Here is a 15,744-nt window from a genome sequence, read left to right on the forward strand (position 1 = left end):
CGCGTGGCGGGCGCGGCGGGAACGGACCGGCGCGCGGCGTCGCGCCATTAGCGGGGCGGCATCGGTGCGACAGCGCATCGTGTTAACATCGCGGCTCTCGCGTGAAGGGCCGCCGCGCCATGAGCATCGTCTGCATCATGCGCAGGTCTTGCGCCGCACGCTACCCGGCAGTACCACCCGTTTTTCCAATCCAGCAACGATGTCCGCAGGCCTGAATCCCGCCCAGAACGAAGCGGTGCGCTATCTCGACGGTCCCTGTCTCGTGCTCGCCGGCGCGGGCAGCGGCAAGACGCGCGTCATTACGCAGAAGATCGCCCATCTGATCGAAGCGAAAGGCTTCGAGCCGCGCCATATCGCCGCCGTCACCTTCACCAACAAGGCCGCCGCCGAAATGCGCGAGCGCGTGGGCAAGCTGCTCGAAGGCAAGACGCTCACGACGCCCGGCAAGGAAGGCCGCAAGGTGCCGGCCAACCAGTTGACCGTCTGTACGTTCCACTCGCTGGGCGTGCAGATCCTGCGCCAGGAAGCCGAGCATCTGGGACTCAAGCCCCAGTTCTCGATCATGGATTCGGACGACTGCTTCGCCATGATCCAGGAGCAGGTGGGCTCGACCGACAAGGGCTTCATCCGCAAGATCCAGTCGATCATCTCGCTCTGGAAGAACGGTCTCGTGATGCCCGAGCAGGCGCTCGCCACGGCGTCGAACGAGGACGAGCATCAGGCGGCCATCGTCTACCGCAACTACATGGCGACGCTGCACGCCTATCAGGCCGTCGATTTCGACGATCTGATCCGCCTGCCCGCCGAGCTGTTCGCGAAGAACGAGCCGGTGCGCGAGCGCTGGCAGAACAAGCTGCGCTATCTGCTGGTCGACGAATACCAGGACACCAACACCTGCCAGTATGAGCTGCTCAAGCTGCTGGCGGGTCCGCGCGCGGCGTTCACGGCCGTGGGCGACGACGACCAGGCGATCTACGGCTGGCGCGGCGCGACCATCGAAAATCTCGCGCAGCTCGGCAAGGATTATCCGAAGCTGCACGTGGTCAAGCTGGAGCAGAACTATCGCTCGACGGTGCGCATTCTGACGGCGGCGAACAACGTCATCGCCAATAACCCGAAGCTGTTCGAGAAGAAGCTCTGGTCCGAGCACGGCATGGGCGACACAATCACCGTCACGCCCTGCAACGACGAGGAGCACGAAGCCGAATCGGTCGTGTTCCGCCTTTCGGCGCACAAGTTCGAGCGCCGCGCGCAGTTCCGCGACTACGCGATTCTCTATCGCGGCAATTTCCAGGCGCGCATCTTCGAACAGGTGCTGCGCCGCGAGCGCATTCCGTACGTGCTGTCGGGCGGCCAGTCGTTCTTCGACAAGGCCGAAATCAAGGACATCTGCGCGTATCTGCGTCTGATCGCCAATCACGATGACGACCCCGCGTTCATCCGCGCGATCACGACGCCGCGCCGCGGCGTGGGCAACACCACGCTCGAAGCGCTCGGCTCGTTCGCGGGGCAGGCGAAGGTGTCGCTGTTCGAAGCGGTGTACATGGGCGGCATCGAGGCGCGGCTGTCCGCGCGCCAGGTCGAGCCGATGCGCGTGTTCTGCGACTTCATGCAGCGTCTGGCCGAGCGTGCCGTGAAGGATCCGGCGACCGTCGTGCTCGACGAGCTGATGGACGCGATTCACTACGAGGCGTATCTCTACGACGCCTTCGACGAGCGCCAGGCGCAGTCGAAGTGGCAGAACGTGCTCGAATTCCTCGAGTGGCTCAAGCGCAAGGGCACCAAGCCCGAGCAGGAGATCGGCGAAGACAGCGAGGCGACGGGTTACGACAACACCGACGGTCTCGCCGACACCGGCAAGAATCTGATGGGCCTGATCCAGACCGTCGCGCTGATGTCGATGCTCGAAGGCAAGGAAGAGGATCCGGACGCGGTGCGCCTGTCGACCGTGCACGCGTCGAAGGGGCTGGAGTATCCGCACGTGTTCCTGGTGGGCGTCGAGGAAGGGATCATGCCGCATCGCGGCGGCTCGGAAGACGACATCGTCGACGACTCGCGCATCGAGGAAGAGCGCCGCCTGATGTACGTGGCGATCACGCGCGCGCAACGCAGTCTGCATCTGAACTGGTGCAAGAAGCGCAAGCGGGCGCGCGAGACGGTGGTGTGCGAGCCGTCGCGCTTCATCCCCGAAATGGGACTCGACGAAGCGCCGCCGCCCACCGCCGAGGAAGCGCCGATGTCGCCGAAAGACCGGCTCGCGAGTTTGAAGGCGCTGTTGCAGAAGGGCTGATTGCCCGCACGCACGCGTCGGGCTGAACAGGAAAGGGCCGCATCGAATGTCGATGCGGCCCTTTGTTTTTACTGCGGAGTTGCCGGCGCGCGGCTTACTTCGCGGCGCTCACCATGTAATCGACGGCGGCCTTCACGTCGGCGTCCGAGGCGTTCGAGCCGCCCTTGGGCGGCATCGCGCCCTTGCCGGAGAGCGCGGTGTGCCAGAGCGTGTCGTAGCCCTGGGCGATGCGCGGCGCCCAGTCGCCCGCGTTGCCGAACTTCGGCGCGCCGGCCGCGCCGCTCGCGTGGCAGGCGGAACAGACGGCCTGGTAGACCTGCTCGCCGGTCTTGTAGACGCGCGGCGCGTTGGCGTCGCGGATCGACACCTGGGCGATCGGCGCGATGCGCGAGGCGACTTGCTGGGCGGAGAGTTCGTCGGTGCCCGCGCCGGTGCGCGTCGTGTTGTCGACGTAGTAGGCGAGCAGAACGATGATGACGATAGGGACGGCAAACCCGGCGATGACAGCGGCGATCAACTGGCCGGGCGTTTTGATCGGGGCTCCGTGGGGTGCTTCGCTCATGCTTGTCTCGACTCCCGTTGGTATTGTGGTGAGCGGTACAGCAGGACGGCAACGGCCTTGCGATTGATCAAACAGGAACGATTATAGACGCAAGGTTTCGCGCCCGGTGGCGGTGCGCGGGGGCGCTTAAGCGGGCGTTTACCCGCATCTTTGCGCTTGTCTTGTCCGCCTGGCCGGGGTGGGGCGCGGTGTGTCGTGTGCCGTGGTGCGTGGCTGTCGTGGAAAAGGTGTCGGATCATAGCGCATCGGGCGCGTGTGCCGCCGCACGGGTTCCCGCGTGGGCCTGGGTGCTGTGCTTGCGTCACGCCGCCGGCCCGGTCCCGGCGGCCCGCGCGCGGTGGACGTTGTCATCGAAACCGGGTATCCTCTCGGTCTCTACGGCGCTGCTATCCCCGTGTTTTGCGGTCTGGCTGGCAGCGCTTTCGCACGAATGAGCCTGGGTGTTTCTCCTCCACGCCAGTTCGCGCGAGTCACGCGCCCGTAGCTCAATGGATAGAGTACTGCCCTCCGAAGGCAGGGGTTGCTGGTTCGATCCCAGCCGGGCGCGCCAGAATTTGCGTATCACGTCGGGTTCGCGCTTTAAGCCGCACCGATCCGCATCAAGCAAGGCCCTATGGCGCAAGCCTGGGGCCTTTGTTTTTTTGCGCTCCCCTCACACGCCCAGCCACTCCGCACACGCCGCGCGCATGCGTTCAACCACCGCGGGCCACGGCTCCTCGCGTCCTCGCCTGAACAGGCGCACCGTCTCCGGATACCACGGCGAGTCGTCGCGGCCATGCATCCAGCGCCAGTCGACGTCGTACGACGGCAGCAGTACCCAGCACGGTTTGCCGAGCGAGGCAGCGAGATGAGCCGTCGACGTATCCACGCAGATCACGAGATCGAGCTGCGAAATGAGCGCGGCCGTGTCGGTGAAATCGTCGAGATCCGCGCCGAGCGGCAGAATCGGAAAGCACGCGGGCAAGGACAGCGCCTCGTCTTCCCCCGCGCCTTTTTGCAGACTCACGAACTGGACGCCCGGCAGACTCCAGAGCGGCGCGAGCGCGTTGATCATCGGCAACGAGCGATGCGCGTCGTTGTGATGTTTCGGATTGCCTTTCCAGACCAGACCGATGCGATGCCCCGCGCCGAGATCGGCGAGGCGCGCGCGCCAATGTTCGACGCGTGACGGATCCTGCGCGATGCGCAGCGGCGGCGGAATCGTGTCGAGTGTGGTGCCGAGTCGCAGCGGTGCGCTCAGCGGACTGATCCAGCAATCGAATTCGCCGGCGCGCGCGATCGCGGCTTCGTGGCTGAGCACGACGTCGACGCCTTCGACCTCCGCGAACAGGCGATGCAGCGGCGCGACGCACGCAAAGGCCACGCGCGCCGCGCCCAGGGCCTTCAGCGCGTGCAGATAACGGCCGAACTGCAGCATGTCGCCGAGTCCGTCTTCCTGCCAGACCAGCAGCGTCTTGCCGGTCAGCGGCTCGCCCAGCCAGCGCGGGCAAGGCAGCATCGACTGCGTGGCGTGCGGCGCGAAACCGGGCATGCCGTAGCGGCATTCGTAGAGCAGAAACCCTTCCTCGAAACGCCCCACGCTGATGAGCAGCGTCGCGAGCCGGAACATCGCGTCGCCGTAATCGGGGCGCAGCGCGAGCGCGCGGCGATAGGCGGTTTCGGCGTGAGCGAGCTCGCCGAGCTCTTTCATGATGCTGCCGATGTTGAAGTGCGTTTCGGCCATGTCGGCGCGCAACGTCAGCGCGTGATGAAACGCGGCGAGCGCGTCATGCAGACGTCCGAGCGCGAGCAGCGTGCAGCCGAGATTGTTGGCCGCTTCGACGCGCTGCGGAGCGAGCCGTAGCGCTTCGCGATAAGCCGATTCGGCTTCGGCCACTCGCTCCGTCGTGTGCAGCACGCAGCCGAGGTTGTAGTGCGCGTCGGCGAAATCGGGGCGCAGCGCGAGCGTTTGCCGGAAGGCGTTTTCCGCTTCGGGCAGACGCTTGAGCGCGGTGAACACGCAGCCGAGATTGTTGAGGGCATCCGCGAAATCGGGGCGCATCTGCAGTGCGAGGCGGCACGCCAGTTCGGCTTCGGGCAGACGGCCGCGTGCCTTGAACAGCGCGGCCAGATTGTTCAGCGCCTCGGGGAACTGCGGCTGCGCGAGCAGCGCCTGACGATACGCTTCTTCGGCCTCGTCGATACGCCCGCGTTCGCACAGCAGATTGCCGAGGCTGTTGCTCGCCATCGCGCACTGCGGATCGGCGGCGAGCGCTTCGCGATACGCCGCTTCGGCGTCGTCGAGCCGACGCTGGTCGTGCAGCACCGCGCCCAGGTGGTAGCGTGCGCCGACGTGTCGCGGTTCCAGTGCGAGCGCCGCCCGTTGCGAGGCCTCCGCCGAGGCGTAGCGGCCGAGTCGCTGCAACACGAGGCCGCGGTGATGGTGAGCGTCGATGTCGGCGGGGCGCAGCTCGGCGAGACGTTCATAGGCGGCTTGCGCATCGCCGAGCTGGCCGAGTTGCGCCAGCGTCGCGCCCAGCCCGCGATAACCCTCCGCGAAATCCGGCGCCGCTTCAATACAGCGCACCCAGAACGCTTTCGCCTGTTCGAACTGGCCCGCACCCGACGCGCACGTGGCGGCGAGATGGAGCGCGTGCGCGAGCGCGGCGTCGTCAAGGCTCGCCGTTTCGCCGACGATCGGCGCGAGCAGGGCCAGGGCGTCGGCGAATTGCTGGCCGGCGCAGAGCGTCGTGGCGTCGCGCAGGATGGCGTCGTGCGAGTGGAGGGGTGAGCGTGTTGCGGTCACGGTGGTCGAGGCAGGAGGAGGACGCCCAGATTAAGCGAAGCGCGCGCGCGGCGGCGGCCGGAATTGAGCGCGGACCACCGCCTAATTCCGGCAATCGCGCGCGGCGCGTTAATCGGTTTTCAGGCTGTAAGGTGAATGCCGGACGAATGCCGGAGCAATGCGATGTCAATGGCGTTTCAAATACGCAATTCGCATTGCTGCATATAAAACCGTATCAGGAAGCCATCGGCACGCATCTTCGTCGAGCACGGTGCGATCGCCGGGAAAGCCCGCCACGCGGCGCATCGGCGGGGATGGCGCGGTTCCCCTGCAAGCAAGATTCAGGAAGGTGCTAAAGATTTTCCGGCCAGGGTCGTTATCACAAACAAGGCGGCCGGCCATCGCACCGCTGCCGTTACCAGGGCTGACTGGCCCCATCTGGAGAATATCCATGCTTGGAATCAATACCAACATCAACTCGCTCGTCTCGCAGCAGAATCTGACGGGCTCGGGTAGCGCACTTTCGCAGGCGATCACGCGCCTCTCGTCGGGCAAGCGCATCAACAGCGCAGCGGACGATGCAGCAGGTCTGGCGATCTCGAACATCATGCAGACCCAGATCAACGGTCTGAATCAAGGCGTGTCGAACTCGAACGACGGTACGTCGATGGTCCAAACCGCATCGAGCGGTCTGGCTTCGCTGACGAGCAGCCTGCAACGTATCCGCCAGCTCGCTACGCAAGCAGCGAACGGCTCGATGACCGACGACGATCGTGCAGCACTCCAGAAGGAAGTGTCGCAGCAGATCTCGGAAGTGAACCGTATTGCGTCGCAAACGACGTACAACGGCATGAACCTGCTCGACGGTTCGATGGGCAGCGTGACGTTCCAGGTCGGCGCAAACGTCGGCCAGGCAATCACCCTGAACCTGTCGCAAGACATGTCGGCAGCGAAGCTGGGTACGGGCGTGCCGCAAGCTGGCAACACGCTGGGTTCGTTCACGAACCTGTCGCTCGACTCGACCGGCGCGCTGAGCTCGGACGGCGGTTCGACGTCGGCAGGCGCAGGCGCAGCAGTGATCACGACGATCAACGTGATCTCGGACGGCAGCGGCGGTTTCACGCTGACGGACCAGAACAACCAGGCTATCAAGTACGCCGACGTTTCGGCTGGGTTCTCGAGCGCAGGCGTGAGCTCGGATTCGGCAGGCAACGCGGTTATCGACTCCAGCGCAGCATCGGCTGGTAGCGCAGGTTCGAACTTCGCGGCAGCGATCGACACGGCCATGGCGGGCGCAAGCTCGGGCGTCGGCTTCAGCTCGGCGTCGGAAGTTGCAGTCGGCTCGCAGATCGACTACCTCAACTCGACGTCGAAGGTGTCGGATATCGACATCAGCACGGCGAGCGGCGCAAGCATGGCGATGGAATCGATCGACAACGCGCTGACCACGTTGAACAACCTGCAGGCAACGCTCGGCGCGGCACAAAACCGCTTCAGCGCAATCGGCTCGACGCAGCAAGCTCAGTCGACCGACCTGGCAAGCGCACAGTCGTCGATCCAGGACGCGGACTTCGCGCAGGAAACGGCGAACCTGAGCAAGGCTCAAGTTCTGCAACAAGCTGGTATCTCGGTGCTGGCACAAGCGAACTCGCAGCCGCAGCAGATCCTGAAGCTCCTCCAGTAAGGCGCTTCCGGCTGCAGGCACCCGGCGCGCGGTTTGATGCGCGCCGGCCGTGCACCCGTCGGGAGGCTCGCCTCCCGATTGTCGTTTCCAGCATCACCGTTTTCAAACCGCACGTTAAACCGCGCTAACCCGCCTTGCCGACGCACGGAGCCTTTTCATGTCCACCGTAACCGGATCCACCACCAGCGCGATCGCGAGTGCCGTCGCCACCACGACAGCCGCCGCCAACGCAACGGTGCAGTCAGCCGCCCAGTCGATCATCAGCGGCTCGACGAATTCGTCGATGGACACCAATTCGCTCGTGACTGCGCTCGTCAATGCGAAGACTGCTGGCCAGGCTGCGACCATCGCCGCCACGCAGACGCAGGACAACACGCTGATCTCGGCCTACGGCACGCTCTCCGCGGCACTTTCCGCGTTGCAGGCAGCCGTCGAACCGCTCAGCGACGGCGCGACGCTCGGTACGTTTTCCTCGACGCTGAGCGGCACCGGCGTGACCGCATCGGCGACCACCGGCGCAGTCGCGGGTTCGTACTCGCTCAACGTTTCGCAGGTCGCCGCGACCCAGGTGCTCACCTCGGCGGGCTACACCGCGACCACGAGCCTGGCTTCCGGCCCGGCGACGATGACGCTCACCGTCAACGGCAAGTCCAGCACGATCAGCCTGAACAGCTCGAACAGCACGGTCGCGGGCATCGCGTCGGCGATCAATTCGGCCAGCGACAATCCTGGCGTGATCGCCACCGTGGTGACCGGCTCGGACGGCGCCCACCTGGTGCTGCAATCGTCCTCGACCGGCGCGTCGAACGGCATCAGCATCAAGGTCAGCGACACCAATACCGATTCGAGCGGCAACGCCGACGCGCTGAACAATCTCGCCGTGACGACGACCGCCGGCGGCACGATTTCGAGCGCCAGCGACCTCACCGCGACGGACAGCAGCGGCAAGACCTATAACCCCAGCCAGTCGACCATTTCCGGTTCGGGCTGGACGCAGACGCAGGCCGCGCAGAACGCCTACTTCACGCTTGGCGGCGTGGGCGTGAGCAGCGACACGAATGCCGTGACTTCGGCGTTGACCGGCGTGACGGTGAATCTCACGTCGGCGGCGGTCGGCACGACGCAGACGCTGACGATCGCGCAGGACACCAGCGCGGAATCCGCGGCGATCGACAATTTCGTCACGCTCTACAACACGCTCGTCACGACGGTGAATTCGCTGACGGCGTACTCGTCGACCTCGACTTCGCAGGGCGTGCTGCTCGGCGATTCGACGGTCAACATGATCCAGAATCAGCTCGCGAAGATCGTGGGCAGCGGCGTGGGCAGCGGCACGGCGAAGTCGACGCTGGCCGCGATCGGCATCACGCTGCAGGCGGACGGCACGCTGTCGGTCGACGACACGACGCTCAGCAATGCGCTGCAGAACAACCAGTCGGTCGTGGCGTCGCTGTTCAATCCGACGACCGGCATCGCCGCGCAGCTCGACGACAGCATCACGAACTACACGTCGTCCGGCGGTATCATCCAGAACCGGACGGACGCCATCAACGCCGACCTGACGAGCCTCACGAACCAGCAGACGCAGCTCACTTCGTGGCAGGCCCAGCTCACCAGCATGTACACGGAGAAGTTCTCCGCGCTCGACACGCTGATGGCGACGATGAACAACAACTCGCAGTACCTCACGCAATTGTTCGGCGGCACCAACAGCGCAGGTGCGCTGGCCACCAACAAGAGCTAACACCCGGCAGGGAGCGAACCATGCAGAACGCAAGCACGATCGAGCGCATCTGGGCGATGACGAAGGACCTCGAGCAGGCGGCCGCCGTCGGCGAGTGGGAGCGCGCGACGCAGCTTGCGATGGAACGCTCGCCGCTGCTGATGTCGCTCGGCGCGCAGCCGCCGCAGGAATTCATGGCGCGTCTGCGGGCGATTTACGAGATCGACGCACGCATCGTCGAAGCCGCGCGCTCCGCGCAGGTCGCGCTCGGCAGCGAGTATCAGGCGAACATGCAGGCGAGCCGCAATGCCGGACGCTATCTGAGCGTGGCGCGCTACTGACAGCAGCGCAGCGTCCAGGCGACGCCAGCCGCTATCCCGAAGCCCGCTTCATGCGGGCTTTTTCTTTGTCCGCCGCTTTTGGCCGTTGCCACGGCGCGGTTCGGATGATCGTGCGCCATTATCGGCAGCGGCCGGCGGCGCATTCGCGCAATCGCGCAGGACGCGGCACGCGAGACGCCGCTTTACCGGCAAATTGACGCCCGTTTTGCCGTTAGCTCGGGCCATCGGCGCGCTGGGCGGCCCCCCATAATTTCACCATTCCGACTTTCCGACGCACGCGCGCTCTCTGTCATGACAGCTTTCCTCACTCCGGACCGCCCCTCCGCGCTCGCCGCCGAATCGTCGGCCAAGAACGACATCGCGCTCGCCATGCAGCGCGCGGTCGAGCTGCACCAACGTCAGGAATACGACGAGGCGGCCGCGATTTATCGGGCGATCCTGCAAGCCGCGAACGATCACGCCGACGCGCACTACCATCTCGGCGTTCTCTACATGCAGACGGGCCGGCCCGCCGATGCCGTGCCGCATTTCGAGGCGGCGCTCGGTCAGGTGCCGAAGAATGGGCAGATCTGGGTCTATTACATCAACGCGCTGGTCGCGAGCGCGCAGACCGAGGCGGCGGGTATGGCGCTCGATCTCGCGCGACAGAACGGGCTGCCCGATGACGCCGTTCGGGCGCTGCGCGCGCGGATCAATGGCGAGGAACTGCCGGTTGCGGCCGAGCCTGAGCCCGAAGTCGCGCCCGAGCCTGAATCCGATCCCGAAGCCGCCGCAAACGCCGACGAAGAGGGCGACGAAGAAGCCGAATCGGACAATCGCGTAAAACTCGACGTGCGGCGAGCGAGCGCCAAGGAGATGCGCCAGATCCAGCAACTCATCAGTAGCGGGAAACTGGATGTGGCGGTGAAGGTCGGGCGCCGTCTGACGCAGCAGTACCCCGCGCACGGAGAGTGCTGGCTGGAACTGGGGCGCGCCCTGCAAGGCTCGGGGCACTACAGCGAGGCCGTCGACGCCATTGCGCATGCCGCGCGTCTGCTGCCCAACAACCTCATCGTGCAACTGATGCTGGCCGACCGCCTCGTGGTCGCGCGTCAGTACGGGCGCGCCGCGGAACATTGCAAGAAGGTGATCGAAAAGTACCCGGACAACGCCCTGCTGCATCGGAACCTAGGTTCCGCCTTGCAGGAACTGGGTCTGATCGAAGAAGGGTTCGAGCATATGCGCCGCGCGGTGGAACTGGCGCCGAACAACCCCATTGAACTCGATGCGCTCGCGACGGCGTTGGGCAAGCACGGGCTGTTCGATGAATCGGAAGCCACGTATCGCCGTGCGCTCGCACTCGCGCCGACGTTGGCGTCCACGCACAGCAATCTGCTGTTCTACCTGATGCACAAGCCGAATTTCCCGGCGGCCAGTGCATTTGCCGAATTCCGCGAGTTTGCGGCGCGTCAGGAAGCGCCGTTGCGCAAACACTGGCTTCCCCACAGCAACGATCGCGATCCGTCGCGCGTGCTGCGGATCGGCTTCGTGTCGGGCGACCTGATCAATCACCCGGTTGCCTACTTCTTCCTGTCGGTGCTGGAACATCTGGCGCGCGATCCCAGCCTGTCGCTGCACATCTATTCGAACTACATGGTCCGCGACGCGTTCACCGAACGCCTGCGTCCTCATGCGCAGACGTGGAACGAAGTCTTCGGCATGTCGAATGACGCGGTGGTGAAGAAGATCCGCGACGACCGCATCGACATTCTCATCGACCTGTCCGGCCACACCGGCCGCAACCTGCTCGTCGCCTTCGCGCACAAACCCGCGCCGATTCAGGCGAGCTGGATCGGCAATCCGTCGACGACGGGTCTCGATTCCGTCGACTATTACCTGTCGGACCGTTTCGTCACACCGTTCGAGGAATTCGAGAGCCGCTTCTCGGAAAAGCTGGTGTTCCTGCCCGCGCTCGCGCCGTTCAAGCCGCACCCGGACGCGCCGGACGTCAACGAACTGCCAGCCCTGAAGAACGGCTATATGACGTTCGGCAGCTTCAGCCGGATCGTCAAGATCAGCAAGGACGTCGTCGCGCTCTGGGCGCGCGTGCTGCGCGAAGTGCCGGGCTCGCGCCTCGTCATGGGCGCGGTGGCGGCCCAGGATCAGATGATGAAGCTGACGCAGATGTTCGCCGACGAAGGCGTCGACGTCGAACGCATCAGCTTCCTGAGACGCGCGGGCGTCACGGATTATCTGCGGCAGCACAACGTGATCGACGTCTGTCTCGACACTTTCCCGTTCGGCAATTCGACCACCACGATGCAGGCGCTGTGGATGGGCGTGCCGACCATGACGCTGCCCGGCGACTCGATGGCGAGCCGCAGCAGCACGGGTTGGCTTTCGCACCTCGGCATCGATGCGCCGTTCGTCGCGCAGGACAAGGACGATTTCGTGCGCAAGTGCGCCATGCTGGCCGCCGATCCGGAAGCGCTGGCGATCGTGCGCAGCGAGCTTCGCGAGTTTTGCCGGCAGTCGGTCCTGATCGACGCCGAAGCGATTTCCAACGCTGCGGCACGCGCATTCCGCATCATGTGGCAGCGCTGGTGCGCTGGCCTCGCGCCCGAGCATTTCGAAGTGCACGCGTTGCCGTCGGCAGAAAAGCGGGCCGATGAAGTGGCGCCGCAAGCGCCGGTCGAGCAAGCGCCCGTCGCGCCGCAGCCGGTCGAGCAGGAAAAACCGGTCGCGGAACCGCAAGCGCGCAGCAAGCCCATCGTCGCGCCGATCGTTTCGATCGCCAAAGACGCGGCCAGCACGCCGGGCGTGAAGCCCATCCGCTTCGTGTGCGGGACGCGCCTCAGCCGTGAGCAATTTCACGAGAAGGCCGCGCTCGGCCGTTCGCTGAAGCTCTTCGCGCACATGCAGAACGTCCAGCTCCAGCTGTTCGACAACAACGCGCACGGTCTGTCGAGCATCTATAACGCGGCAATCGCGGATGCGAAACGCAATCCGGCGATTCTCGTGTTCATTCACGACGACGTCTGGCTCACCGATGTCTTCTGGGCCGACCGCGTGCTCGATGCGATTCAACGTTTCGACGTCGCGGGTCTGGCGGGCAATGTGCGCCGCATGCCGGGCCAGTTGGCCTGGTGCTACACCGCGGACATGAAGCAGGACGAGCGCAAATATCTGAGCGGCACTGTCGCGCACGGCAACGGTTTTCCGAGCGACAACGTGCTGGCGTTCGGGCCGTCCGGCAAGGAATGCAAGCTCCTCGACGGTCTGCTGCTGATCGTCGATAGCGAGACGCTCATGCGCCACGATCTGCGTTTCGATGAGCAGTTCAAGTTCCATTTCTACGACATGGACTTCTGCCGCCAGGCGGAAGCGAAGGGCGTGCGCATGGGGACCTGCCCGCTGAGCGTGGTGCACGAAAGCAAGGGCGGTTGCGACAACGCGAGCTGGCGCGAGTCGCGCGATCTGTATCTGCAGAAGTACGGCAGCTAAGCGGCTGCGAGCAGGGAGCGGGCGCCGTGGACGCACCGTCGCCTGACGGGCGGCGTCTACGGAGATTGCCAGAGAGGGAGAGAAACGACACTGGGACGCCGGGAGGCCGGGACGCAGCGTCGCCGCAGCGCGCTGCAGCCAGGCGCGAGGCGGCGTATGCTTTTGCGCTTCGGGCCTCTGCGCGCGCGGAGGTCCCGCCGTTCGCTTTCTCCCCTCTCTGGAGCCACCATGGAACAACGCAGGATCGGCACTTCCGCCTTGCAGGTCGCACCGCTGATGTTCGGCGGCAACGTGTTCGGCTGGACCGCCGACGAAGCCACCTCGTTCTCGATTCTCGACGCGTTCACGGACGCGGGCCTGAATTTCATCGATACCGCCGACGTCTACTCCGCCTGGGTGCCGGGCAACGAGGGCGGCGAGTCAGAGACGATCATCGGCAAATGGCTCGCGCGCAGCGGCAAGCGCGACAAGGTTGTGATCGCCACCAAGGTCGCCAAGTGGCCGCGCCATCCGGGACTGTCGGCCGCGAATATCGAAGCCGCCGTCGAAGATTCGCTGCGCCGCTTGCAGACCGATTACATCGACGTGTATTTCTCGCACGAAGACGACCAGAAGGTGCCGCTCGAAGAAACGCTGGGCGCGTACCAGCGGCTGATCGACGCCGGCAAGATTCGTGTGGCGGGCGCGTCGAACTACACGGGCGCGCGCATCGAGGAAGCCCTCGCCGTCTCGCAGAAGCACAACTTGCCGAAGTACCAGATCATGCAGCCGGAGTACAACCTGTACGACCGCGCCGCCTATGAAGCCGATCTGGAACCCGTTGCGCTGGCTCAGCAGGTCGCGGTCGTGCCCTATTACAGCCTCGCAAGCGGCTTTCTGTCGGGCAAGTACCGGTCGCGCGAGGATCTGTCGAAGAGCGCGCGCGGCTCGCGTGTGGAGAAGTATCTGGATCATCGCGGCATCCGCATTCTCGCGGCGCTGGATTTCGTGGCGGATCGCCACGGCAGCACGCTCGCGGCCGTGGCGCTCGCGTGGCTGATCGCGCGCCCGAGCATTACGGCGCCGATCGCCAGCGCGACGTCGCTCGAACAGCTGGAGAGCCTCGTGGCGGCAGTGCAGCTGAAACTGGACCCGGCGGATATCCAGGCGCTCAACGAAGCGAGCGCCTGACGGCCATCCGGATGAGCCGAAACCGGCGCGCGCCGCGCCGGCCGGTTAATCCAGGTGTCCTAACGGACATGGCGGGCGCGCCAGAGGCCGCCCGCCACGCAAGTCACTGAGTAGAATCAAGAAAGTGTGGTCTGCTGGATATTTTCCTGATATCATTGAGAGTGAATTGAGATCTTTGCCTGTTTTGTTGCCGTGTTCGTTACTGTTGGCGGCCGCAAACCGGCGGTCAGGTGTGTTGCAGCAAGGTCAACCTGATCGCGTTCCGCTGTGAACCCCCTACTTCTCTTTTCCGGCCTCCGTGGCCGCCTTGCCTCTCGTTCAGCCCCAAAGTGGCGAACGACCGGAGGGCCGGCGCGCGAAACGTCATTCGACATTCGCGCCTTTGAACATATCAAGTGTTTGAGTTAGGAAATACATGACGACGATTCTTCTGAAGGAAAACGAGCCGTTTGAAGTGGCTATCCGCCGCTTCCGCCGCGCAATCGAAAAGAACGGCCTGATCGCTGAACTGCGTGAGCGCCAATCGTACGAAAAGCCGACGGCCGTGCGTAAGCGCAAGAAGGCAGCTGCAGTCAAGCGCCTGCACAAGCGCCTGCGCAGCCAGATGCTGCCGAAGAAGCTCCACTAAGAGCTTTTTCAACGCTTCTGCGTTCCGCCAGACGGCGGCGCATGCTTCGCAAGAAGCTGCGCCGCCGTTTGCATTTCTGCGCGATTTTTCTCGCGCTGTCTCGCCGCTGGTTTATCCGTCCCGATATTCAATCATCACGCCTGGAATACGCTCAGGTCGTGGCCTGCGTGCGCGATTTCGCAGTTGCGGCTTTGCTCTTCGTCTTCGCTTTGGGCTTCACGCCGCCGAGCGCGGCGCACGCGTCGCGACAACTGCAATCGCGTTCGTGGTCGTTCACCATGCCGACCGCCTGCATGAACGCATAGCAGATGGTCGTGCCGATGAACTTGCAGCCGTATTTCTTGAGCGCCTTGCTGAGCGCGTCCGAGATTTCCGTGGAGGTGGGCGCGTCGCGATACGACGCGAGATCGTTCTGAATGGGCGTGTCGTCGACGAATGACCAGATGAACTGTGCGAGCGAACCGTGCTCCGCGCGAATCTGCTGCACGGCGCGTGCGTTGAGGATGGCCGACTCGATCTTGGCGCGATTGCGCACGATCGACGCGTCCTGCATGAGCGCTTCGACGTGCTTCGGCGTGAAGCGCGCAACCTTGTCGACGTCGAATCCCGCGAATGCGCGGCGATAACCTTCGCGCTTGTTGAGGATCGTGGACCACGACAGCCCGGCCTGCGCGCCTTCGAGGATGAGCATTTCGTAGAGGTGCTGGTCGTCGCGCGAGGGCACGCCCCACTCTTCGTCGTGGTATTGCGCGAGTGCGTCGCTCGTCACCCAGTTGCAGCGGTGTGTCACGGTGAATTCTCCTGGCCGGTGGCGCGTGCGGTGATATCCGATCGCGCCAAGCATAGCGGATCGGGCTCGCCGCGCCACCTGGCCATCCGGCTAATTGTGCGAACCGCGCCAAGCCGTTAGTCTCTGCGGCACGGCGGGATTTTGCGGCGACGCGGTCCATCGCTTCACCCTCGATTCGACATTCAACGGCGCGCGCGGCGCGGCAAACACACTATGCAGACAGATACCTGGTTGATCGGCGTGGACGGCGGCGGCACCGGCACGCGCGTCGCGCTCGGCAACGCGCAGGGCGTGGAGGTCGCGCGCGCA

The 15,744-nt window shown here is 64.8% G+C and carries 10 protein-coding genes, 1 tRNA gene and 2 pseudogenes; 9 read left to right on the forward strand and 4 right to left on the reverse strand.

The window, feature by feature from the left end; genetic code table 11:
- Positions 1-199: 199 nt before the first annotated feature.
- Complete coding sequence (locus tag G3N97_RS16875) at positions 200-2,290, forward strand: UvrD-helicase domain-containing protein (protein ID WP_065061737.1); 2,091 nt, start codon at positions 200-202, stop codon at positions 2,288-2,290.
- Positions 2,291-2,402: 112 nt separating this feature from the next.
- On the opposite strand, the pseudogene G3N97_RS16880 reads toward G3N97_RS16875, so the two are convergent.
- Positions 2,403-2,852 (reverse strand): annotated as a pseudogene (locus tag G3N97_RS16880) (c-type cytochrome); the annotation flags it as partial.
- A gap of 474 nt (positions 2,853-3,326) precedes the next feature.
- On the opposite strand from G3N97_RS16880, the gene G3N97_RS16885 reads away from it, so the two are divergent.
- A tRNA-Arg gene (locus tag G3N97_RS16885) sits at positions 3,327-3,402 on the forward strand.
- 102 nt (positions 3,403-3,504) lie between these two features.
- Here the strand turns inward: G3N97_RS16885 and G3N97_RS16890 are convergent.
- Entirely contained in the window at positions 3,505-5,637 is a 2,133-nt protein-coding gene (locus tag G3N97_RS16890) for a tetratricopeptide repeat protein (RefSeq protein WP_205994252.1), read from the reverse strand.
- 165 nt (positions 5,638-5,802) lie between these two features.
- Complete coding sequence (locus G3N97_RS16895) at positions 5,803-6,069, reverse strand: hypothetical protein (RefSeq protein ID WP_205994253.1); 267 nt, start codon at positions 6,067-6,069, stop codon at positions 5,803-5,805.
- Between G3N97_RS16895 and G3N97_RS16900 the strand changes: the two genes are divergently transcribed.
- From G3N97_RS16900 to rpsU, 6 genes are all read left to right on the forward strand, one after another.
- Positions 6,068-7,300 carry a flagellin gene (locus G3N97_RS16900; protein WP_205994254.1) on the forward strand — a complete coding sequence of 411 codons (1,233 nt, stop codon included), beginning with the start codon at positions 6,068-6,070 and terminating at the stop codon, positions 7,298-7,300. The genes G3N97_RS16895 and G3N97_RS16900 overlap by 2 nt on opposite strands.
- Positions 7,301-7,457: 157 nt before the next feature.
- A complete protein-coding gene (fliD, locus tag G3N97_RS16905) occupies positions 7,458-9,044 on the forward strand; it encodes a flagellar filament capping protein FliD (protein WP_205994255.1) in 1,587 nt (528 codons plus the stop codon).
- Between the two features lie 20 nt (positions 9,045-9,064).
- Entirely contained in the window at positions 9,065-9,364 is a 300-nt protein-coding gene (gene fliT / locus G3N97_RS16910) for a flagellar protein FliT (RefSeq protein ID WP_205994256.1), read from the forward strand.
- 291 nt (positions 9,365-9,655) lie between these two features.
- The gene (locus G3N97_RS16915; protein WP_205994257.1) at positions 9,656-12,847 is read left to right on the forward strand and encodes a tetratricopeptide repeat protein; all 3,192 of its coding nucleotides are present in this window, start codon (positions 9,656-9,658) and stop codon (positions 12,845-12,847) included.
- 228 nt (positions 12,848-13,075) lie between these two features.
- Entirely contained in the window at positions 13,076-14,017 is a 942-nt protein-coding gene (locus G3N97_RS16920; RefSeq protein WP_205994258.1) for an aldo/keto reductase, read from the forward strand.
- Positions 14,018-14,432: 415 nt separating this feature from the next.
- A complete protein-coding gene (gene rpsU / locus G3N97_RS16925; RefSeq protein ID WP_006401410.1) occupies positions 14,433-14,645 on the forward strand; it encodes a 30S ribosomal protein S21 in 213 nt (70 codons plus the stop codon).
- Positions 14,646-14,796: 151 nt separating this feature from the next.
- Here rpsU and G3N97_RS16930 read toward each other — a convergent pair whose 3' ends face one another.
- The gene (locus G3N97_RS16930; RefSeq protein ID WP_346778078.1) at positions 14,797-15,435 is read right to left on the reverse strand and encodes a DNA-3-methyladenine glycosylase I; all 639 of its coding nucleotides are present in this window, start codon (positions 15,433-15,435) and stop codon (positions 14,797-14,799) included.
- Between the two features lie 213 nt (positions 15,436-15,648).
- On the opposite strand from G3N97_RS16930, the pseudogene G3N97_RS39465 reads away from it, so the two are divergent.
- A pseudogene (locus tag G3N97_RS39465) lies at positions 15,649-15,744 on the forward strand (ATPase); the annotation flags it as partial.

The organism is Paraburkholderia sp. Ac-20347 (genome assembly GCF_017104805.1).
Lineage (GTDB): Bacteria > Pseudomonadota > Gammaproteobacteria > Burkholderiales > Burkholderiaceae > Paraburkholderia > Paraburkholderia tropica.

What these genes read in the sequence shown, in the direction of transcription:
- fliT (WP_205994256.1), top strand. Translation starts at nt 9,065, where the DNA reads ATGCAGAACGCAAGCACGATCGAGCGCATCTGGGCGATGACGAAGGAC.
- rpsU (WP_006401410.1), top strand. Translation starts at nt 14,433, where the DNA reads ATGACGACGATTCTTCTGAAGGAAAACGAGCCGTTTGAAGTGGCTATC.
- G3N97_RS16900 (WP_205994254.1), top strand. Translation starts at nt 6,068, where the DNA reads ATGCTTGGAATCAATACCAACATCAACTCGCTCGTCTCGCAGCAGAAT.
- fliD (WP_205994255.1), top strand. Translation starts at nt 7,458, where the DNA reads ATGTCCACCGTAACCGGATCCACCACCAGCGCGATCGCGAGTGCCGTC.
- G3N97_RS16915 (WP_205994257.1), top strand. Translation starts at nt 9,656, where the DNA reads ATGACAGCTTTCCTCACTCCGGACCGCCCCTCCGCGCTCGCCGCCGAA.
- G3N97_RS16875 (WP_065061737.1), top strand. Translation starts at nt 200, where the DNA reads ATGTCCGCAGGCCTGAATCCCGCCCAGAACGAAGCGGTGCGCTATCTC.
- G3N97_RS16895 (WP_205994253.1), bottom strand. Translation starts at nt 6,069, where the DNA reads ATGGATATTCTCCAGATGGGGCCAGTCAGCCCTGGTAACGGCAGCGGT.
- G3N97_RS16920 (WP_205994258.1), top strand. Translation starts at nt 13,076, where the DNA reads ATGGAACAACGCAGGATCGGCACTTCCGCCTTGCAGGTCGCACCGCTG.